Source organism: Streptomyces sp. YIM S03343 (assembly GCF_054729195.1).
This window is the reverse complement of the sequence record NZ_JBPUKX010000001.1, coordinates 6,544,437-6,565,351: the sequence shown is the minus strand read 5'-3', so window position 1 is coordinate 6,565,351 and position 20,915 is coordinate 6,544,437. Positions and strand designations below refer to the sequence as shown.

Below are 20,915 nucleotides of genomic sequence, written 5' to 3'. Positions count from 1 at the left end.
TTCAGCCGGGTATCCCGGCGGCGAGCAGCTCGACGAAGTTGACGTCCTCGTTGGCCACGCCGAAGACCTCCGCGCGCAGCATGGTGCGCTCGGCCCAGGCGCGGTGCGGTTTCACTTCATTCATCTTGTTCGTGTATTGCGAGCGAAGCACTCCCCCGCCGCCCCGCTCGGGCCGCAGGATGTCCGCGGCGTCGCTGAACTCCTCGTGGCTGACCACGGACAGCGCGTGCACCGGGATGACATGCGAGGGGTGGATACAGGTCTTGCCGCTGAGGCCGTTGGCCTGGTCCAGGCAGATCTCCCGCAGCAGTCCGTCCATGGCGTGCTCGATCAGCCGCTCGCGCAGTTCGACGGCCTGGCCCTCCAGGAAGGGGCTGGAGCGCAGCATCGGCTTGAACACCCGCTCCGGGACCCGGAAGTACTCCCACACCGGCCCGGTCACGGTGAACCCGGTGCCGTCGGCGCGGCCCAGCATGTTGACCACGTCCGCGATCACCGAGGCGACGATGTGGACGTCGTACGCCGTCATGTCGGGCGCCCGGCGCAGCCCGTACGAGGAGCAGAAGTCGGTGACACCGAGGCGCAGCGCGAGAACCCGGTCGCGGTACTTGTCGACGGCGCGGAAGACGCCCTCCAGCGCCTCCACCCGCGACTCGCGGTACAGCAGCTCGGGCGACTCCAGCACCGGCATCGCGAACAGCCGGCGCCCACTGGCCGCCTCCGCCGCGGCCAGCGCCTCCAGGAACGGCATCCCGCGCTCCTCGGTGAACTTCGGGATCACAAAGCCGGACAGCAGCCGGACCGACGTGCCGAGCCGTTCCACCAGGTCGGGGATCTGCTCGGGGACGCGGACCCGGATGAACAGCAGCGGCAGCTCGACGCCGGGGCGGTCGGCGAGGTCGGCGAACTGGCGGACCAGGTTCTCCTCTCCCGCCGGTACGTCCTCGTCGCCGATCGAGTCCTCCAGGCACAGCACCATCGACACCACGCCCAGCGCGGCCCGCTTGACGATGTCGTCGGCGAGGTGCGGTCTGGTGGCCGGACTGTAGAGCGTGGCGCCCAGCGCGACGGCGAGCAGCCGGGCCGAGGAGTCGGCGGTGAACTCGCACGGTTCCTGATGGAAGAGGCGCCGCCGCTGATCTGCGGCGATGTGCCCGAAATGACGCATACGACTCCCCAAATGGTACTGGTAAGCCTGTGGATTAGGTAAAGGGTGGCCGGTAATAGTACGTAGAAACCCAAGTATGAGGTTCCCGCCAGGCATGAACTTCTGGTAACCCGGCCATGTCGGCAACGATTCGACGGCAACCGGGCCCGGGAACTCCGTTTTGTCGTGACCAGGACCGAGAGGGCAGGATGGCCGCATGACGCACGCGATGCTGAAGGGGTCGAACGTCCCGCTGGAAGCCACTACGGTGCGCGCCGTGCTGCGCTGGACACCGGGTCAGGGGGTTCCGGACGTCGACGCCTCGGCGCTGCTGCTCGGACCCGACGGCCGTGTGCGGTCCGACGAGGACTTCGTCTTCTACAACCAGCCACGGCACCCCTCCGGGAAGGTCTTGCGACTCGGCAAGAAGCGGGTCGCCGAGGCGCTGACCGACACGATCCAGACGGATCTGGCCGGGGTCGAACCGGCGGTCGGACGGGTCCTGCTGGTCGCCTCCGCTGACGGCTACCCCTTCGAGCAGGTCCGTGCGCTGCGCATCATGCTCTACGACACCGCGGTCGGCGAGGGGGAGCCGCTGGCGTACTTCGACATCACGCCGGAGACGGGGCGGGAGACCGCGCTGATCTGCGGTGAGCTGTACCGGCGGGGCGAAGGGTGGAAGTTCCGCGCGGTCGGGGAGGGGTACTCGGACGGGCTGCGGGGGCTGGCGACGGACTACGGGATCTCGGTGGACGAGTCGGAGGCTCCGGCCGAGCCTGTGGCTCCGGTTCCTTCGGTGCCGGTTCCTTCGGTGCCGGTTCCTTCGGTGTCCGGGCAGCCGTTGCCTCCGGAGCAGCCGCCCACTTACGGGTATCCGCAAGCTGCGCCTCCGACCACGTCGGCGTACGGGTATCCGCAGGCGGGGAGTCCGTCGGGGTACGGGTACCCTCCGGCTGCCGCCGCGGCTCCGTCGGGGTACGGGTATCCGCCGCCGGCGCCGGTTCCGGTGGCTGTGGCCCCCGACCCCGACTTTCGGATGCCGCCGCAGGGGCCTCAGTTCATAGGGCGGTGAGCGGTCGTTTTTCGGGTGCGGGTGCGTAGTGGCTGGTCGCGCCCACGCGGCGGAGCCGCATATAGACACAGCCCCGCGCCCCTGGGGAGTTGCCGTACCCCTGCTGACAAGCTGCCCTAGGGAAGCTGCTCCTGCTTCGTCTTGTAGCCCCTGCCCCACTGCAATCCCCACCCGTAGAGGCGATCAAGCTCCGCTTGGAAGCCGTAGACGAACTTGACCTCTCGGCGGACCACCAGTTCGCCCTTGACGTTCTCTATCAAGACAACGGCGCAGGAGCGGGCCTGGGGGTGGCGTTCGTCCAGGGCGATTTCTACGCGGGGGCCGTTGCTGGGGTAGAGGGTGACCATGGCCTGGGTGCGGTCGAAGGCGGGTGTCTGGTCGTAGATGTACACGAAGACCAGGAGCCGCTTGATGTTGTCGCGGTGGTCGAGATTGATGTACATCGTCTCGCCGGACGCCGAGCCGAACCGGTCGTCGCCGCTGAGCTTGACGTACGGCGGAGCGTTGACGTCGCCTAGGTAGCCGCCGAGCGGCTGGACGACGCCCTTGGTGCCGTCGGCGAGTTCGTAGAGGCAGCCCAGGTCGAGGTCGACGTTGACCATGCTCTGGCTGTGTCCCATGACCTCCGGCGGCTTCAGCGCCCTGAAGGGGTGCCGCAGCAGGCTCTCCCGCTGGATGCCGCCGATGTCGGAGGTCCGCATCCGCCAGGTCAGGTTGATGCGCAGATGGCCGGTCGCCGCGCCCTGCTTGGTCAGCGACACCTGCCCGTGCCGTTTGGTCAACTCGATCGCGTTGCTGCCCGCGCTGCCCGAGTCGAAGTCGGCGGCCCTGCTGCCCAGGAGCCCGTCGAAGAATCCCATTCCCGCCCCCACGTCCCACTGAAACGTACCGGCGGGGCGGCCGGAGGAGGACGCGTCCTCTGGTGGCCGCCCCGCACAGAGCGTTCCCTCGCCCGGAGGGTCGTCACACTCCGGAGGACACCTCAGTCTTCGAGTCCGATCCCTCGGCTTTTCCCTCTTCGGCCGCCAGTGCCCGGTTGCGCTGCACGGACGACCAGAAGGACCAGGCGATCAGGACGACGCCGACGAGACCGGTGATGACCTCGTTGATCTCGTACTGGATGGTGATCATGAGGATCACGGCCAGCGCGCCGATCGCGTAGTGGGCGCCGTGCTCCAGATAGACGTAGTCGTCGAGGGTGCCCTGGCGGACCAGGTAGACCGTGAGCGACCGGACGTACAAGGCACCGATGCCGAGGCCGAGGGCCATCAGGACGATGTCGTTGGTGATGGCGAACGCGCCGATCACACCGTCGAAGGAGAACGACGCGTCGAGGACCTCCAGGTAGAGGAACATGAAGAAGGCGGCCTGACCGGCCAGGACGACCGCCGCGCGCTTCTTGCCGGTGCGCGCGGCCTCTTCCTCCTCCTCGTGCTCCCGTTCCTCGTCTTCTTCCAGACGGTCCTCGAAGTAGCCGGAGAGTCCGCCCACGACCATGTAGGTGATCAGACCGGCGATGCCCGCGATCAGCACGGTCTCTGCCTTGTCGGCGTGCACGCCGCCGTGCTGGTGGGCCTGGGTGGCGAAGGTGAAGGACGTGATCAGCAGGACGATCAGAGCGATGCAGACCGACAGCATGTCGACCTTGCCGAGCTTGGCGAGCGGACGCTCTATCCACTGGAGCCACTGGATGTCCCGGTCCTCGAAAATGAAGTCGAGGAAGATCATCAGAAGGAACATGCCGCCGAAGGCGGCGATCGCCGGGTGGGCGTCCGTGACGAGTTGCTGGTAGCGGTCCTTGTTGTTCAGCGCGAGATTGACCGCCTCGATCGGACCCATCTTGGCGGTGACCGCGACGATCACCACCGGGAAGATCAGCCGCATGCCGAAGACGGCGATGAGAACACCGACCGTGAGGAAGATCTTCTGCCAGAAGGCGGTCATCTTCTTCAGGATTCCGGCGTTGACCACCGCGTTGTCGAACGACAGCGAGATCTCGAGGACCGAGAGGATCGCCACGATGCCGAATGCCTCCCACCCCCCGTAGAGGAGCGCAGCGGCCAGGCCGATCACGGTAATCGCGAACGACCAGCCGAAGGTTTTAAGAAGCACTGGCTACCCCAAAGTGTGTTGCGGGCACCTCCCAGACAGTCTTCCGACTGGACCTGGGGGAGTTCTCCCCCGCGCCGTACCCGGCTTTACGAAACGTTGACTCCGAAGTCTAGAGCGATTCCCCGAAGTCCCGACGCATACCCTTGTCCGACGGCCCGGAACTTCCACTCGTTCTGATACCGGTACACCTCGCCGAAGATCATCGCCGTCTCGGTGGAGGCGTCTTCGCTGAGGTCGTAGCGTGCGAGCTCCTGGCCGTCGGCCTGGTTGACGACCCGGATGAACGCGTTGCTCACCTGGCCGAAAGTCTGGCCCCGCTCGTCGGCGAGGTGGATGGAGACCGGAAAGACGATCTTGTCGCACTGGGGCGGCACCTTGGCCAGGTCCACCAGGATCGACTCGTCGTCACCCTCGCCCTCACCCGTGAGGTTGTCACCCGTGTGCTCCACGGAACCGTCGGGGCTCTTGAGCTGGTTGTAGAACACGAACCACTCGTCGCCCAGCACCCGTCCACCGCCGCACAGCAGTGCGCTGGCGTCCAGGTCGAAGTCGGCGCCGGTGGTGGAGCGCGCGTCCCAGCCGAGCCCGATCAGGACGTTCGTCAGATTGGGTGCGGCCTTGGACAGGGAGACATTTCCTCCCTTGGCGAGCGTGACGCCCATGATTGCTGGTCCTCCCCTAGGTGGTGCTTCTTCGGTTGTCCTGCACCTCCGGCGCCGCACACAAACCGTGCGGCGCCGGAGGACGGAGTTGCCGAGCCGACGGCGATTCAAGCCGACGGCTCGCTCCGCCGGCCAGGGCCGTACGTCACACGTTGACGCCGAAGTCCTGCGCGATACCGCGCAGGCCCGAGGCGTAACCCTGGCCGATGGCGCGGAACTTCCACTCCGCACCGTGCCGGTACAGCTCGCCGAAGACCATGGCCGTCTCGGTGGAGGCGTCCTCGCTCAGGTCGTAGCGGGCGATCTCCGCCTGGTTGGCCTGGTTGAGGACGCGGATGAACGCGTTGCGCACCTGGCCGAAGGACTGCTGGCGGTTCTCGGCGTCGTAGATGGAGACCGGGAAGACGATCTTGTCGACGTCGGCCGGGACGCCGGCGAGGTTGACCTTGATGACCTCGTCGTCGCCCTCGCCCTCACCCGTCAGGTTGTCACCCGTGTGCTCCACGGAACCGTCGGGGCTCTTGAGATTGTTGAAGAAGACGAAGTTGCTGTCGCTGCCGACCTTGCCCGTCGCGTTCAGCAGCAGAGCGCTGGCGTCGAGGTCGAAGTCGGTTCCGGTGGTGGTACGGACGTCCCAGCCCAGACCGACGAGGACGGCGGTCAGGCCAGGAGCCTCCTTGGTCAGTGAAACGTTGCCGCCCTTGCTGAGGCTGACTCCCACGAGTCCTCCATGTGTGTCCAGGGGCGGGGAGCCCCGTCGTGCGTCGGATACCGGATCAACGATTCGATCCTAGTAACGGGTTCCCGCCTGCCGCAGACCCTGAACGCCACAAATCACAGGGTGTCGAGCGCCCTGACGTACTGGTTCAGGTCACGGGCGTCGGGCAGGGCATTGACGACGGTCCAGCGCACGATGCCCTCCTTGTCGATCACGAAGGTGCCGCGCACCGCGCAGCCCTTGTCCTCGGCGAACACGCCGTACGCGCGCGAGACCTCGCCGTGCGGCCAGAAGTCGCTCAGCAGCGGGTACTCCAGGCCCTCCTGCTCGGCGAAGACGCGCAGGGTGTGGATGGAGTCGTTGGAGACGGCGAGCACCTCGGTCTCACGGTCGGAGAACTTCGGGAGGTTGTCGCGCACCTCGCACAGTTCGCCGGTGCAGACGCCGGTGAAGGCGAAGGGATAGAAGAGCAGCACCACATTCCGCCGACCGTGGAAATCGGCCAGCCGGACGGTGGCACCGTGGTTGTCCCTGAGCTCGAATCCGGGCGCCTTGTCTCCGACCTGGATCGCCATCGTCGTGCATCCCTTCGGTGGGGTTGAGGTCCCCCCACCCTACGGATCGACACCCCCTGCGGGCCGGTGGGGGCCGATCGCGCAGTTCCCCGCGCCGCTAGGTAAGTTGCCGAGCCCGGAGTCCGGAGCCACTGTCCCCACCCAGCCTGCGGGCAGGCGGGCCACGCCCCAGCCTGCGGGCAGTCGTGCCGCTGGGGCGGCACGGGTGGGCGCAGGCGGCCGCCCGTAAGCGCCGGGCTGCGCGACTCCCCCCACCGACGTACGCCGCCGTACAGGCTGGGGGGCAGGGCAGCGCCCGGCGGGTCCGGCAGCCCGGGGACTGCGAGGCTCCGAGTGCCAAGCCGACGGCCGGGGCCGGGTGCCGAGCCGGCGGGCCAGGGCCGGGTGACGGTGACGGTGACGTGCACGCGGCACGCGGCACGCTGTGGTGGCTGTCGCCCCCGGGCCCGGCCCGCCGGGGGCGGACAAACAGCTACTTCTTGGACTTCGCGGCCTTCGGCGTAGCCAGCCGGCTCCCGCTCCAGTCCTTGCCCACGCTGACGCCCTTGGCCGCCGACAGACCCGCCGTCGTCGCGGCTTCAGAGATGTCGCTCGGCTCCACATAGCCCGTACGCCCGGTCTTGGGCGTGAGCAGCAGGATCGCGCCGCCCTCCTCGATGTACGTGGTGGCGTCCACCAGCACATCGGTCAGGTCGCCGTCCTCATCGCGGAACCACAGCACCACGGCGTCGGCTACGTCGTCGTAGTCCTCGTCCATCAGGTCGGTGCCGATGGTCTCCTCGATGGCCTCGCGGAGCTCTTGGTCGACGTCGTCGTCGTAGCCGATCTCCTGGACCACCTGCCCGGGCTGGAACCCCAGCCTGGCGGCAGGGTTAGTCCGCTCCTCCGCGTGGTCCGCGGTCGCGCTCACGGGTTGCCTCCTGATCATGTTTTTGGGGAATGACTCAGCCACGCGCGTGCGCGAAGCATTGGCCGTAGTCCACACGGGCGGGACGGATCGCGCAAGTACCCGGCCGTTCGGACCGCCGAAACGGTGACGATCCTGGCCGTGTCGCCGCAACTTACGGCACCGGATCACGGCCACAGGTGACACACACCACACCGTTCTGCCCGGTTTGCACCTTAGGGAATCATCCCTGGATCCGGAAGTCGAACCCTTTTCCGATCATGTCGGAGGCCGCGCGTATCGTTGCGTTTTGATCCGCCCCGCCCCGAGAGTGCCTTGAGCGCGACCTGACGGACGCCTCGGTTACTCCGCGGTAGAGATGACGCGGCGCGTTGCGAGGTACACGATGGGGAACGGTGCAGACACTGCTGCAAGCAGCGGAGACAGGACATAGCAGCCCTCTGACAGGTAAGGAACAGCGTGGCTTCCGCATCCGATCGCAACCCGATCATCATTGGCGGCCTCCCGAGTCAGGTTCCTGACTTCGACCCCGAGGAGACCCAGGAGTGGCTGGACTCCCTCGACGCCGCGGTCGACGAACGCGGCCGGGAGCGGGCCCGCTACCTCATGCTCCGGCTGATCGAACGGGCGCGCGCCCGGCGCGTCGCCGTCCCGGAGATGCGCAGCTCCGACTACGTCAACACGATCGCCACCAAGGACGAGCCGTTCTTCCCCGGCAACGAGGAGATCGAGCGCAGGATCCTCAACGCGACGCGGTGGAACGCGGCCGTGATGGTCTCCCGCGCGCAGCGCCCCGGCATCGGCGTCGGCGGTCACATCGCCACCTTCGCGTCCTCCGCCTCCCTCTACGACGTCGGCTTCAACCACTTCTTCCGCGGCAAGGACGAGGGCGACGGCGGCGACCAGGTCTTCTTCCAGGGCCACGCCTCCCCCGGCATCTACGCGCGCGCGTATCTGCTCGACCGTCTCTCCGAGGCCCAGCTCGACGGTTTCCGCCAGGAGAAGTCCAAGGCCCCGTACGCACTGTCCAGCTACCCGCACCCGCGCTCCATGCCGGGCTTCTGGGAGTTCCCGACGGTCTCCATGGGCCTCGGCCCGCTCGGCGCGATCTACCAGGCCCGGATGAACCGCTACATGGAGGCGCGCGGCATCGCCGACACCTCCCGCTCGCATGTGTGGGCGTTCCTCGGCGACGGCGAGATGGACGAGGTCGAGTCGCTCGGCCAGCTGACCATCGCCGCCCGTGAGAACCTGGACAATCTGACCTTCGTGGTCAACTGCAACCTCCAGCGCCTCGACGGCCCGGTGCGCGGCAACGGCAAGATCATCCAGGAGCTGGAGTCGGTCTTCCGCGGCGCCGGCTGGAACGTGATCAAGCTCATCTGGGACCGCTCCTGGGACCCGCTGCTCGCCCAGGACCGCGACGGCATCCTCGTCAACAAGATGAACACGACGCCGGACGGCCAGTTCCAGACGTACGCCACCGAGTCCGGCGCGTACATCCGCGACCACTTCTTCGGCGACGACCACCGGCTGCGCTCGATGGTCGAGCACATGACCGACGACCAGATCCTGCACCTGGGGCGCGGCGGCCACGACCACAAAAAGATCTTCGCGGCGTTCTCGGCGGCCAAGGCGCACAAGGGCCAGCCCACGGTGATCCTCGCCAAGACGATCAAGGGCTGGACCCTGGGCCCCAACTTCGAGGGCCGCAACGCCACGCACCAGATGAAGAAGCTGACGGTCGCCGACCTCAAGGGCTTCCGCGACCGGCTGCACCTGCCGATCTCCGACGGGGAACTGGAGTCCGGCCTGCCGCCGTACTACCACCCGGGCCGCGACTCGGACGAGCTGCAGTACATGCACGACCGCCGCAAGAGCCTCGGCGGCTACGTCCCGACCCGCGTCGTACGCTCCAAGCCGCTCCCCCTGCCGGACGACAAGGCGTACGCGACGGTGAAGAAGGGCACCGGCCAGCAGTCCATCGCCACCACCATGGCCTTTGTCCGGCTGCTCAAGGACCTCATGCGGGACAAGGAGCTGGGCAAGCGGTTCGTGCTGATCGCACCGGACGAGTACCGCACGTTCGGCATGGACTCCTTCTTCCCGAGCGCGAAGATCTACAACCCGCTGGGCCAGCAGTACGAGTCGGTCGACCGTGAGCTGCTGCTCGCGTACAAGGAGTCCCCGACCGGCCAGATGCTGCACGACGGCATCTCCGAGGCGGGCTGCACGGCGTCGCTGATCGCGGCGGGCTCGGCCTACGCCACGCACGGCGAGCCGATGATCCCGGTGTACGTCTTCTACTCGATGTTCGGTTTCCAGCGCACGGGTGACCAGTTCTGGCAGATGGCCGACCAGATGGCGCGCGGTTTCGTACTGGGTGCGACCGCCGGCCGTACGACGCTGACCGGCGAGGGTCTCCAGCACGCGGACGGCCACTCGCAGCTGCTGGCCTCCACCAATCCGGCGTGCGTGGCGTACGACCCGGCGTACGGGTACGAGATCGCGCACATCGTGCAGGACGGCCTGCGTCGGATGTACGGCACCTCGGCCGAGCACCCGCACGGCGAGGACGTCTTCTACTACCTCACCGTCTACAACGAGCCGATCCAGCACCCGGCCGAGCCGGAGGGCGTGGACGTCGAGGGCATCCTCAAGGGCGTCCACCGCATCAGCGCGGGCACGGCGGGCTCCGTCCCGGCGCAGATCATGGCGTCCGGTGTCGCGGTGCCGTGGGCGATGGAGGCGCAGCGCATCCTCGCCGAGGACTGGGGTGTCCGGGCCGACGTCTGGTCGGCGACGTCCTGGAACGAGATGCGGCGCGAGGCGGTGGCGTGCGAGGAGCACAATCTGCTGCACCCCGAGGAGGAGCAGCGGGTGCCGTGGGTGACGCGCAAGCTCAGCGGGGCCGAGGGGCCGTTCGTGGCAGTGTCCGACTGGATGCGGTCGGTGCCGGACCAGATCGCACGCTGGGTGCCGGGCACCTACCAGTCCCTGGGCGCGGACGGCTTCGGCTTCGCCGACACGCGGGGCGCGGCGCGGCGGTTCTTCCACATCGACGCGCAGTCGATCGTGGTGACCGTGCTGACCGAGCTGGCGCGCGAGGGGAAGGTCGACCGGTCGGTGCTGAAGCAGGCGATCGACCGCTACCGGCTGCTGGAGGTGGCCGCGGCGGACCCGGGCGCGGCGGGCGGCGACGCGTGACTACGCACTGCGCTTGCTCTGAAGAGTGACTGAAGGGCGGCTGGGCATACGGCTCAGCCGCCCTTCAGCCGTTGCGCGGCACGGTCTCCCTACGATGCGGGGCATGAGGGAAGGCTCGGCGGATTCGGCGGATTTGGCATCTTCGGCGCAGCGGGACTGGGAACGGCTCACGGAGCGGCCTCTGCTGGCCCTCGCGGTGGCGTTCACCGTCGCCTACGCCGTGCCGATCGTCGACAGTTCGGCGAGCCGGCGGCTGATAGCGCTGTGCACGGTGGTGGAGTGGGGGGTATGGGGAGCCTTCGCGGCGGACTACGTGGTGCGTCTGGTCCTGTCCCCGGACCGCCGGAGGTTCGTCCGCACCCACTGGCCGGACCTCTGCGCGGTGATCCTGCCGATCCTTCAACCGCTGCGGCTGCTGCGGATGGTGTCGACGCTGCTGCTGGTGGGGCGGCGGGCCCGGATGGCGGCGCGGATCCGTCTGACGACGTACGTCGTGGGATCGGTCGTCGGACTGCTGATGTTCGGCTCGTTGGCGGTGCTGTCCGTCGAACGGGACTCGCCGGAGGGGAACATCCGCACGCTGGGTGACGCGGTGTGGTGGTCCTTCACGACGATGACGACGGTGGGGTACGGGGACCACGCCCCCACCACCGGTCTGGGCCGGATGATCGCGGTGGGCCTGATGCTGGCCGGCATCGCGCTGCTGGGTGTGGTGACGGCGAACATCGCGGCGTGGTTCATCGCGCGGTTCGAGTTGGACGACGTGGAGGAACGCCGCCAGACGCTGGCGATCGAACTCCTGACGGAGGAAATCCGAGCCCTACGCCAGGAGGTGTCCCTCCTGACCACCAGGGGGGAAGAGGACTTACGCCGCCGGTGACGAGCACCCGGGGTCACGGTTGCGGGGGCAGGCTGAAGACGACCCTGCGCCACGGGCACCCGGGGGCAAGTTCCCCGCCCCGGCACCGATGGGGCACCGCGGGGGCAGGTCGCGCACCCCGGCGCTAACGGGGCACCGCCCGCGCCCACCCGTGCCGCCCCAGCGGCACGACCGCCCGCAACTGGACGGGACCGACCGCCCACGGCCGGGGCTGGGCCAACTGCCCGCGGCCGGACGCGGCCGACCGCCTGCGGCCGGGCGGGGCCGACTGCCTGCGGCTGCGGCGGGGGCTGGGGCTGGGCCGACTGCCTGCGGCCGGGCGGGGCCGACTGCCTGCGGCTGCGGCGGGGGCGACTGCCCGCGGCCGGGCGGGGCCGACTGCCTGCGGCTGCGGTTGCCGCTGGGCTGGGGCCGGGCCGACGGCTGCGGTTGCGGTTGCGGCTGGGCCGGGCCGACGGCTGGGGTTGCGGCTGGGGCAGGGGGCTGGGGCTGAGGCTGGGCAAGCCACCCAGCCGACGCCGACGGCAACCCCCTCAGGGGCGCGGGGAACTGCGAGACCAGCCCCCGCGCGCGCGGACGAAGAAACAACCGGCACCCCCAAGGGGCGCGGGGAACTGCGCAAAAGGGCGGCCCGGTGGCCCGTGGCCCCCACCGTCGACGGCCCGCCCAGCGGTGGCGCTAGATGTGGCCGACCCCCGCCGACCCCCCCGCGTGAACCCCCCGCTTCGTCAGCAGCGCCACAAACACCGCCACCCCCGCAACCCCCGCCGCAACCAGCGAAGCAAGACTCATCCCAGAGATGAACGTGTCGTGAGCGACAGAAGAGATCTTCGCAGCGATCACCGCAGGCGTACCCGGGGGCACGGGGGCCGCCCCCGTCTGAACCGCTTGCGACGCGAGAGCAGACTGCGCAGACGTCAGCGGAGGCAACCCCTCCCTGGCCCAGTTACCGGCGAGGTCATGGTCGACCTTGGACGCCATCACCGCCCCCAGCACGGCAGTGCCGAGGCTGCCGCCGATCTGCATGGCCGCCTGCTGGAGACCACCGGCGACACCGGACAGCTCCATGGGCGCGTTGCCGACGATGACCTCCGTCGCCCCGACCATCACCGGCGCGAGCCCGAAGCCCAGCAGCGCGAACCACACGGACATCACCGCACCGCCCGTGTCCGCCTTCAACGTGGACATGCCGTACATGGCGACCGCCGTGGCGACCATGCCGCCCGCGAGCGGGATGCGCGGACCGAGCTTGGTGATCGCCGTACCCGCGACCGGCGAGCCGACGATCATCATGCCGGTGAGCGGAAGGAGATGGAGACCCGCGTCGACCGGGCTCATGCCGTGCACGTTCTGGAGGTAGAAGGTGACGAAGAACAGGCCGCCCATGAAGGCGATCGCCATCAGCACCATCAGCACGACGCCGGCGGACAGCGGCACCGAACGGAACAGCGTGAGCGGGATCAGCGGTTCCTTGACCTTGGTCTCCCAGAAGGAGAACAGGGCGAAGCCGACCGCGGAGGCGCCTATGAACAGCCACGTCTTGCCATCGCCCCAGCCCCAGCTCGGCGCCTTGATCAGCGCCCAGACCAGGCAGAACATCGCACCGGAGAGCAGCGCGATACCGAGCAGGTCGAAGGAGCGCGGCGCGTTCTCCGCGCGGTGGTCGAGCAGGATCAGCAGGCCCAGCAGCAGCGCCAGCGCGCCGACTGGCACGTTGATGAAGAACACGGACTGCCAGCTGACGTGCTGGACGAGCAGTCCGCCGAGGATCGGGCCGCCCGCGGTGGACGCGCCGATGACCATGCCCCAGATGCCGATGGCCATGTTGAGCCGCTCGGCGGGGAAGGTGGCCCGCAGCAGGCCGAGCGCGGCCGGCATCAGCAGTGCGCCGAACAGGCCTTGGAACACCCGGAAGGTGACCACGAAGGCGATGCTGTTCGACAGCCCGATGGCCCCGGAGGCGGCGGCGAAGCCGGTGACGCCGATGAGGAAGGTCTGGCGGTGCCCGAAGCGGTCGCCGAGTTTGCCCGCGGTGATCAGCGACACGGCGAGCGCGAGGAAGTAGGCGTTGGTTATCCACTGGACGTCGGCGAACGTCGCGTGGAGGTCCTTGGCGATGGCAGGGTTGGCGATGGCCACGATGGTGCCGTCGAGGGCGACCATCATGACCCCGACCGCGACAGTGACGAGCGTGGTCCAGGAGTGCCCGCGCAGCCCCTGGGGCGCCGACCGGTCCGAGAATGCCGACGGCGTCTTGTCCCCCGACCCCGTCGTGTCGATGGTGGTCTGACTAGTCATGCGTCGAGGCTAGTGACAGCCGCTGACACTTGACAAATGGGTTCACAAGTCGGTAACTGACACGTCACTCCCACCTCACCTGAACTGGGAAAACAGCACGGCGGACGAAAGAAAGAGCCAGCCCCGATGAACACGGCCCCTATGGCCCCGACGGCCCCCTCAGCCACTTCGAGCTCCACGGACTCAACGGACTCCCCCGTCTCCCCGGTCTCCACGGCCCCCACGGAATCGCTGCGCGAGCGGAAGAAGCGCCGCACCCGGGACGCCCTGCTGCGGGCCGCGCTCGAACTGTTCACCACCCAGGGCTACGAGCACACCACCGTCGACGAGATCGCCGAGGCCGTCGAGGTCTCGCAGCGCACCTTCTTCCGTTACTTCGCCGGCAAGGAGGACGCCGCCTTCGCCGCCCAGAGCATCGCCGAGGCGCACTTCGTCGAGGCGGTGCGCGCCCGCCCGCCGCACGAGGCCCCGATGGAGGCGCTGCGCCGGGCCGTGTCGGAGGGCTGGGACACGATGAGCGAGTCGCTGGCGGCCGTCGTCCCCGTGGAGCTGTACGTACGGATGTACCGGGAGATCGAGTCGACGCCGGTGCTGCTCGCCGCCCATCTGCGCCGTTCCGCCGACACCGAGGAGACCCTGGCGCGGCTCCTCGCCGACCGGGAGGGCGTCGATGTGGACCGCGACCCCCGGCCCCGGCTCGCGGTCGCCGTGTTCGGCGGGGTGATCAGGGTGACGGAACGGCAGTGGAGCACGGGAGCGGACTTCAGCCTGGAGGCGATCCGCGAGCTGACGGCGTCGTACCTCGACCTGGTGGGCTCCGCCCTGACGGGCCACTGGCGTACCAAGTGACGCCCAAGAGGTCGCCAAGAACCCTGAGGTCAATGGGGCCAATGAGCCCCCTGGGCACGCTTAGGGGCGATAAAAGTCACCTTGAGGCCAACGTCACGCCGTCCCAAACGTGATCCGTGCCACACGGTTAACGCGCAGCTCTCCCGTTCTCCTACTGTGTCCTTTCAGTGACTTCCTTCGACACCTCCCCGCAACTCAGCGTCTGGCGCGCAGTGCTCGCGCTGGGCGTGGTGTTCGTCATGCTGGCGACCACCGGATGGACGGCGCTCCACAGCCGCAGGGAGACAACCCCGATCGCCGCCTCCCGCGCCGCATGGGAGCACGGCAGGCTGCACGGGCTGCCGCTGCCCGACCCGACGGCCACCTCCCCCGCCCGGCTGGCCCGCTTCTTCGCCTCGCTCACCGCGCAGGAGCGCGCCCGCCTCGCCCACCGCTATCCGCTCGCCGTGGGCAATATGAACGGCGCCCCCGTCACGCTGCGCTACACCGCGAACCGCATCGCGGTGGGCCAGGCCCGCACGGTGGAACTCGGCCGTATGCACGACAGCAGGCTCTCGCCCGACGGACAGTACGAGGCGGGCCGCCGTATGCACCGCTTCACCGACCTCATGGCGAAGGACCGCCACATCCTGGCGTTCGACCCGGAGGGCTCGGGACGCGTGGCCGAGGTCTTCGGCGACCTCGACCGGGCGCGACGGATCTCGGTGGTGGTCCCCGGCGTCGACACCGATCTGCTCACCTTCCAGAAGACCAACCGCCGTTACACGGCCCCGGTCGGCATGGCACAGGCGCTGTACGCGGCCGAGCACGCCGCGGACCCGGCGTCCCGTACCGCCGTGATCGCCTGGGCCGACTACACCTCACCCAGCGGCCTCGGCATGGACGCGGCGACCGGAGTGCGCGCCGCGGAGGGCGCCGTACGGCTGAACGCGCTGCTGCGGGCGCTGCCCGGCACCGCGGGCGTCGGCCTGTTCTGCCACAGCTACGGCTCCGTGGTCTGCGGGGTCGCCGCCCACGACGTACCGGCCAGGGTGACGGACATAGCGGTGGCCGGCAGCCCCGGTATGCGCACGTCGAAGGCGTCCCACCTCGGCACCCGTGCCCAGGTGTGGGCGATGCGGGACAGCAGCGACTGGATCCAGGACGTGCCGTACCTGGAGGTCGGCGGTCTCGGCCACGGCGCCGACCCGGTGTCGCGCGCGTTCGGCGCGCGGGTGCTGTCGGCACTGGACGCCAAGGGCCACACCGGCTACTTCGAACCGGGCACCGACAGTCTGCGCAACCTCGCCGAGATCGGGGTCGGCGCATACGGCGCGGTGCGCTGCGCCGGAGACGAGAACACCTGCCGGACGGGACTGCCCACCGCCACGACAGCCGGACGCGCGTAGAGCCGCAAGAAGTGCGGTGTGCGCGGGAAGGGGACGAAAGAGCGCGTGCCGCATACGATGAGCCGCATGGGTGACGTACTGGCCGGATTTCATGCTGCCTGGGAGTTCCAGTCCGATTCCGTGCTCATCCGTTACGAGCGGGGGATCCGCACACCCAAGCTCTTCCAGGCGCTCGGCGAACGCCGGATACCGCTGAAAGCCCTCCAGGGCGTCACCCTCACCCCCGGCAAACGCGGGACCGTGGTGCTGCACGCCGAGCCCCGCCCCGGCGCCGATCCGCTGATGGACGCGGCCGACGGCCAGCTCAAGGAGGGCTCCGACCCCTACCGTCTGGTCCTGCCGGCCGAGCACGAGACCCTCGCCGGGCGCTGTGCCGACGAGTTGCGCGCCCTGCTGACCGAGAGCGGCCCGGCGGAGCGTCATCTGGTGGCGCCCCCGGACTCGCCGCGCCAGTTCAAGGCGTACGACGCGAAGGTGTCCTTCGACGGCAAGGCGGTGTCGTTCCGCTGGTTCTGGACGGGGGCGTCCTCGGCGAAGTGGAAGGCGGGCGACCAGACCTTCCGGGTCGCCGACCTCACGGGCGTGGAGTGGCGCTCGCCGGAGCTCTTCGAGGGCCATCTGCGGCTCATCCGCCGCGACGGCGGCCACGGCAACGGGAACGGCAGCGCCGAAGGGAACGGAACACGGCAGCCGGACCAGGATCCGGCCGCCGTGGTGTTCGGGCTCGGCTACGGCCCGGTGCACGAGTCGCTGCCGTTCGCGGCGGCCGTCTTGGCGGCCGTACGGTCGTCGGGCGCCCCGGCGACCGCCATGATCCCCGCGGCCCGCCGCGACCCGGCCGACATCGCGGAACGGATCCGTCACCTCGACGAACTACACCGGGCCGGTCTGGTCACGGACGAGGAGTTCTCAGTGAAGAAGGCGGAACTGCTGGCCGAACTCTAGGACGACACGCCCTAGGGACGTCACCGGCCGGGACCACCCGTGCCCGGGGTCACCCGTGACCGCGGTCACCCGGTCCTGGCGTGCTCCGCCTCGTAGGCCGTGGCCCGCCCGGCGTCGGCGTAGAAGCTGATCTTCCGGTCGAGTACGGCGAGGGTGTCGTGGAGTTCGTCGATCCGGGCCAGCACGTCCCGGCGGGTCGACTCCAGCAGCTCGTACCGCTCGCCGTAGGTGCTCTCCCCCTCGCGCACCAGCTCCGCGTACCGCACCATGTCGGCGACCGGCATCCCGGTCAGCCGCAGCTTGCCGACGAGGGCGAGCCAGTCGAGGTCGCGGTTGGTGTAGCGGCGCTGCCCGGTGTGCGAGCGGTCCACGTGGGCCATCAGACCGATCCGCTCGTACCAGCGCAGGGTGTGCGCGCTGAGGCCGGTCAAGGCGACGACTTCGCTGATCGTGTAGCTGTCCTGGCCCTCCGGGCGCGGGTGGCGCGGTGGCGGGCTGGCGCAGGTGTCGGCCGGTCCGGCTTCCTCGGTGGTCACTGCCGTGGTAACTGCCGTGGTCTGCATCACCGTCATGGCCCAACGCTATGACGTTGGAGTGCGCTCGAAGCAAGCGGAACCCATGACCCCGGTCGGAAATGCGCAAGACGTCGACGGACCCCTGTCGCTAGCGTGCGGCACATGAGCCCTACGAGCCCTGTGAGCCCCGTGAGCCCGATGAGCCCTTTGCCACCCGCCCGCCGCGCCACGACCGAGGATGCGGCCGAGGTGCTCCGCCTCCGCCAGGTCATGATCGATTCGATGTTCGACGCAGACACGTCCACCGACTGGCACATGGCATCCCTGCCCACTCTGCGCACCCAACTGTCGGCGGAGAACAACAACTTCGCGGCGTTCGTGGTGGACCACCCGGAACGGCCGGGCGCGCTGGCCGCCCTGGTGGCGGGCACCGTGGAGTACCGCATCGGCCGCTCCACGAACCCGCAGGGCATGGTCGGCTACGTCTTCTCGGTGGCCACCGACCGGAGGCCCGCCGCACAGGGTCTTCAACTGTTGGGTGTTTCGCTTATGGATCCTTGTTGATGCTGCGTAGCAGAGTTGGTGTGGGTGTGTAGGTGATCCGGCGGTCTGTCAAGCGATTGTGTGGGGTTCACGCCGGTTTGGACTGTTCGGTGATGATGCGGCCGTAAGGTCCGTGGTCATGGAGCTTCTTCGTCTGGCGGTGGCCGCGCGCAGGGTGGGTGTGCACCCGGGGACGCTGCGGCTGTGGGCGAACGAGGGCAGGGTCGCGGTGGTGTGGGTGGGCCGGGAACGGCGTTTCTCCGTCGGGGCGTTGGACACGTTGACGGGGAGTACGGCGTCGGCTGAGCGGCGTGAGGCGTTGTATGTGCGGGTCTCGGGAACCGGCGGGCAGGAGTCGTCGCTGGCCGCGCAGGAGGCGGAGTTGCGGGCCTCGGCTTCGGGTGCGGTGGTCGCGGTGTTCCGGGACCGGGCCTCGGGGCTGCGGGAGTCGCGTCCGGGTCTGGACCGGTTGCTGAAGCGGGCCATGGCGGGGGAGTTCACCCATGTGCGGGTCACGCATCGTGACCGCCTGGCCCGGTTCGGTGCGGCCTGGCTGATCGAGGTGCTCGCTCATCGCCAGGTGGCGGTTGAGGTCCTGCATGCCAGGGGCACGGCCGGGGGGATGGAAGAGCTGCTGGACGATTTCATGTCCCTGGTGGCCACCTTCGCGGGGCGGATGTACGGGCTGCACTCGCGTGAGGCGCGGCGGCGGCTGCTGGCCGAGGCCGGTGAGCGGATCGGTGATCCCGGCACCGGCAGCAAAGACCCGAGGTGCGTCACTGCTGCTGAAGCTGAAGCCGAAGCTGTGCGGGTGGGGGGTGGCTGTGGCTAGGTTGATGGCGACGGCGACGTGTACCGCTTTTGGTGCCGTCCTCGAGGACGGCGGGCACAGGGTCGGGCAGCGGGTGCTGTGCGAACGGGTGGGTTTCCTGGCCGCCTTGTGCCGGGAGCTGGCCGCCCGGCTGGTCGCGGCCCGGTGGGACGAGACGTCGCTGGACGCGCTGGCCACCGGAGTCGATGAGCGGGGCGGGGCGCTGCCGTCCAAGGGCTGGATGGCCCTGCGCCGCCTGGGCTGGAACACCCCCGGCCCGGCCTCTGCCTCTGCCTCTGCCTCTGCCTCTGCCTCTGCCTCTGCCTCTGCCTCTGCCTCTGCCTCTGCCTCTGCCTCTGCCTCTGCCTCTGCCTCTGCCTCTGCCTCTGCCTCTGCCTCTGCCTCTGCCTCTGCCTCTGCCTCTGCCTCTGCCTCTGCCTCTGTGGAGTGTGGCGGTGCGGACGGGACGGTGGTGTATCTGCCGGACCGGGTGCGGCGTGCTGGACAGGAGCAGGCCGCCCGCACGCTGCGGCTGGCCTTGCACCGCCGGGCCGTGGTCGGGGCGCTGCTGGCGGCGTGGCCCGCCGATCCCTCCCGGCGCACCCAGGCGGAGTGGGCCGCACTGCGGGAGGTGTTGCCGGTGGGGACGGGTGCGGCTGAGATCCATAACCGGACCCGGCAGATCCGCGACTGGGCCCGCACCCGTGCCGGGCGGCTCCCGTCGGGGCTGTGCGAGCTGGAACAACCCCCGACGCTGGCCTCGTTGGTGCTGCTGGCGGCGATGGACCGCCGGCAGACCACCCTTCAGCGCGTGGACGCGGTGACGGCCCGGCTGCGGGTGAAACTCCCCCTCACGGCCGCGCCCGTCTCCCGCCCCGACTTCGCCTGGCATGTCATCGACCTGCGCCTGCCGCCCGCCGTCGAGCCGGACGCCGTCCTGCACGCCCCGACGCTGCGCCCGACCCCGGCCGGGCGGATCGCGGTGGATCTGCCGCACTCAAGGCCGCTGTCCACCGCCCCGGCCACCGGACACCAGGTGGCGGCCGGTTTCGACTGGGGTGTGAACACCCTGCTCACCGGCACGGTGGGCCGCCTGACCGGGCGGGGCGAGAGCAGGCGGGTGGTCACCGACGGCCGCCCCCTGATCTTCGACGCCACCGCGGTCAGTGCGAAACTGCACCGGCTGCGCGGACAGCGCGAACGCCTGGCCGCCAAACGCGACCACTACCGCGCGCTCACCGACTCCCCCGGTGCCCCGCACCGCGCCGCGGGCCGACTCCTCGACCGAGCGGCGGTCCTCCAGCGCGAGCACGAACGGGTGTGCGCCCGCATCCGGCACCTCAACGACGCACTGGCATGGTCGGCGGCCCGCTGGGCGGTCGACCAGGCAGCCGCGCTCGGCGCCACCGTGATCTACCTCGAGGACCTGGCCACCCTCCAGGCCCGCGGCAGGCGCCGGGGCAATGCCCGGCTGTCCGGACAGGTCCGCGGCACCGTCGTCGAGGCCATGCGGCACCTGGCAGCCAAAGCGGGCATCGCGGTGGTCACCGTCCCCGCGCGCGGCACCTCCGCCCGCTGCCCGCGATGCCTGGCACCGCTCGGCCACCGTCCCGCCCCCGACCGGCCGGGCGAACGCGGCTGGAAATGGGCGCACTGCACCGGCTGCGGCCTGTCCATGGACCGCGACCAGGCGGCCGCCCGCCGCATCGTCTCGCGCGGCCTGCTCGCCCAGTCCCACACCCGAACCGAACGTGCCACCGCCACCCGCACCATCCGCACCACCGTCGAGGGCACCGTCACCCGCGTGCGACGGCCGAAGAAGACCACCCGCCGCCTGCGCCGCGCCCGCCACGCGGCCACCCGGCCCACCCGCGCACGCGGGCCGAAGACCACTCCCGGCAAGACGCGCCCCACACCGGCCCGGCCCACTCCGGCCCGCCGGCCGAAGACTTCCCGCCGTATGCCCGAAGTGCGTACGGTCCCCGCCACCACCCCCACCAGGGTGGTCCAGCGTCCGGCGGGGCATGACACCCAGACCCCCACCCCCCTGCCGGGGCGGCGGGGGCCAGGTCATGGAGTACCCGCCCCCCGAAGGCCGGAGGAACTCCTTCCGACCGGCGGGAGACGGCTCTCACGCGAAACCTGTCGGCGACGCACCCGCGCCGCCGAGCGGACCGGCTTCCACCAACTGCACGCCACCGAAGTCCACACCCTCACCCCGAGGTTCGGACCCCACGGCAGCAACACGGCCACGCCCGCCCGAAAAGCCTGAACCCTCAGGCACTC

At 69.6% G+C, this 20,915-nt stretch carries 17 protein-coding genes and 1 pseudogene; 9 read left to right on the top strand and 9 right to left on the bottom strand.

The window, feature by feature from the left end; genetic code table 11:
- Nucleotide 1: 1 nt before the first annotated feature.
- Nucleotides 2–1,168 carry an HpcH/HpaI aldolase/citrate lyase family protein gene (locus ACSYGN_RS28885; RefSeq protein WP_460400666.1) on the bottom strand — a complete coding sequence of 389 codons (1,167 nt, stop codon included), beginning with the start codon at nucleotides 1,166–1,168 and terminating at the stop codon, nucleotides 2–4.
- Nucleotides 1,169–1,364: 196 nt separating this feature from the next.
- Here ACSYGN_RS28885 and ACSYGN_RS28880 point away from each other — a divergent pair, with 196 nt between their 5' ends.
- Nucleotides 1,365–2,219 (top strand): TerD family protein, encoded by an 855-nt coding sequence (locus ACSYGN_RS28880; protein ID WP_460400664.1) that lies wholly within the window; start codon nucleotides 1,365–1,367, stop codon nucleotides 2,217–2,219.
- 116 nt (nucleotides 2,220–2,335) lie between these two features.
- On the opposite strand, the gene ACSYGN_RS28875 is transcribed toward ACSYGN_RS28880, so the two are convergent.
- From ACSYGN_RS28875 to ACSYGN_RS28850, 6 genes are all read right to left on the bottom strand, one after another.
- A complete protein-coding gene (locus ACSYGN_RS28875; protein WP_460400662.1) occupies nucleotides 2,336–3,079 on the bottom strand; it encodes a TerD family protein in 744 nt (247 codons plus the stop codon).
- Between the two features lie 103 nt (nucleotides 3,080–3,182).
- Entirely contained in the window at nucleotides 3,183–4,331 is a 1,149-nt protein-coding gene (locus ACSYGN_RS28870; RefSeq protein WP_460400660.1) for a DUF475 domain-containing protein, read from the bottom strand.
- Between the two features lie 86 nt (nucleotides 4,332–4,417).
- On the bottom strand, nucleotides 4,418–4,993 hold the full coding sequence (locus ACSYGN_RS28865; protein ID WP_460400658.1) for a TerD family protein: 576 nt from the start codon (nucleotides 4,991–4,993) through the stop codon (nucleotides 4,418–4,420).
- Nucleotides 4,994–5,138: 145 nt separating this feature from the next.
- Nucleotides 5,139–5,714, bottom strand: a complete 576-nt coding sequence (locus ACSYGN_RS28860) for a TerD family protein (protein ID WP_460400656.1) — start codon at nucleotides 5,712–5,714, stop codon at nucleotides 5,139–5,141.
- A 113-nt stretch (nucleotides 5,715–5,827) separates the two neighbouring features.
- Nucleotides 5,828–6,286 carry a peroxiredoxin gene (locus ACSYGN_RS28855; protein ID WP_460400654.1) on the bottom strand — a complete coding sequence of 153 codons (459 nt, stop codon included), beginning with the start codon at nucleotides 6,284–6,286 and terminating at the stop codon, nucleotides 5,828–5,830.
- A 472-nt stretch (nucleotides 6,287–6,758) separates the two neighbouring features.
- Nucleotides 6,759–7,196: a DUF3052 domain-containing protein gene (locus ACSYGN_RS28850; protein WP_460400652.1), complete on the bottom strand. Its 438-nt coding sequence runs from the start codon at nucleotides 7,194–7,196 to the stop codon at nucleotides 6,759–6,761.
- 456 nt (nucleotides 7,197–7,652) lie between these two features.
- On the opposite strand from ACSYGN_RS28850, the gene aceE reads away from it, so the two are divergent.
- Together aceE and ACSYGN_RS28840 are read left to right on the top strand one after the other, a co-directional pair.
- Nucleotides 7,653–10,400, top strand: coding sequence for a pyruvate dehydrogenase (acetyl-transferring), homodimeric type (aceE, locus tag ACSYGN_RS28845; protein WP_460400650.1), 2,748 nt, complete (start codon nucleotides 7,653–7,655; stop codon nucleotides 10,398–10,400).
- Between the two features lie 103 nt (nucleotides 10,401–10,503).
- The gene (locus ACSYGN_RS28840; protein WP_460400648.1) at nucleotides 10,504–11,280 is read left to right on the top strand and encodes a potassium channel family protein; all 777 of its coding nucleotides are present in this window, start codon (nucleotides 10,504–10,506) and stop codon (nucleotides 11,278–11,280) included.
- Between the two features lie 678 nt (nucleotides 11,281–11,958).
- Here the strand turns inward: ACSYGN_RS28840 and ACSYGN_RS28835 are convergent.
- The gene (locus tag ACSYGN_RS28835; protein WP_460403797.1) at nucleotides 11,959–13,446 is read right to left on the bottom strand and encodes an MFS transporter; all 1,488 of its coding nucleotides are present in this window, start codon (nucleotides 13,444–13,446) and stop codon (nucleotides 11,959–11,961) included.
- 258 nt (nucleotides 13,447–13,704) lie between these two features.
- Between ACSYGN_RS28835 and ACSYGN_RS28830 the strand changes: the two genes are divergently transcribed.
- From ACSYGN_RS28830 to ACSYGN_RS28820, 3 genes are all read left to right on the top strand, one after another.
- Entirely contained in the window at nucleotides 13,705–14,427 is a 723-nt protein-coding gene (locus tag ACSYGN_RS28830) for a TetR family transcriptional regulator (RefSeq protein ID WP_460400646.1), read from the top strand.
- A 167-nt stretch (nucleotides 14,428–14,594) separates the two neighbouring features.
- The gene (locus tag ACSYGN_RS28825) at nucleotides 14,595–15,815 is read left to right on the top strand and encodes an alpha/beta hydrolase (RefSeq protein ID WP_460400644.1); all 1,221 of its coding nucleotides are present in this window, start codon (nucleotides 14,595–14,597) and stop codon (nucleotides 15,813–15,815) included.
- Between the two features lie 66 nt (nucleotides 15,816–15,881).
- Complete coding sequence (locus ACSYGN_RS28820; RefSeq protein ID WP_460400642.1) at nucleotides 15,882–16,760, top strand: DUF4429 domain-containing protein; 879 nt, start codon at nucleotides 15,882–15,884, stop codon at nucleotides 16,758–16,760.
- Nucleotides 16,761–16,825: 65 nt separating this feature from the next.
- Here the strand turns inward: ACSYGN_RS28820 and ACSYGN_RS28815 are convergent, their stop codons facing one another.
- Nucleotides 16,826–17,332, bottom strand: coding sequence for a MerR family transcriptional regulator (locus ACSYGN_RS28815; protein WP_460400640.1), 507 nt, complete (start codon nucleotides 17,330–17,332; stop codon nucleotides 16,826–16,828).
- 150 nt (nucleotides 17,333–17,482) lie between these two features.
- Between ACSYGN_RS28815 and ACSYGN_RS28810 the strand changes: the two are divergent.
- From ACSYGN_RS28810 to ACSYGN_RS28800, 3 genes and pseudogenes are all read left to right on the top strand, one after another.
- Nucleotides 17,483–17,779: pseudogene (locus ACSYGN_RS28810) on the top strand (GNAT family N-acetyltransferase); the annotation flags it as partial.
- Between the two features lie 178 nt (nucleotides 17,780–17,957).
- The gene (locus tag ACSYGN_RS28805) at nucleotides 17,958–18,650 is read left to right on the top strand and encodes an IS607 family transposase (RefSeq protein ID WP_460400638.1); all 693 of its coding nucleotides are present in this window, start codon (nucleotides 17,958–17,960) and stop codon (nucleotides 18,648–18,650) included.
- 448 nt (nucleotides 18,651–19,098) lie between these two features.
- Complete coding sequence (locus ACSYGN_RS28800; protein ID WP_460400636.1) at nucleotides 19,099–20,901, top strand: zinc ribbon domain-containing protein; 1,803 nt, start codon at nucleotides 19,099–19,101, stop codon at nucleotides 20,899–20,901.
- The last annotated feature ends 14 nt before the right edge of the window (nucleotides 20,902–20,915 follow it).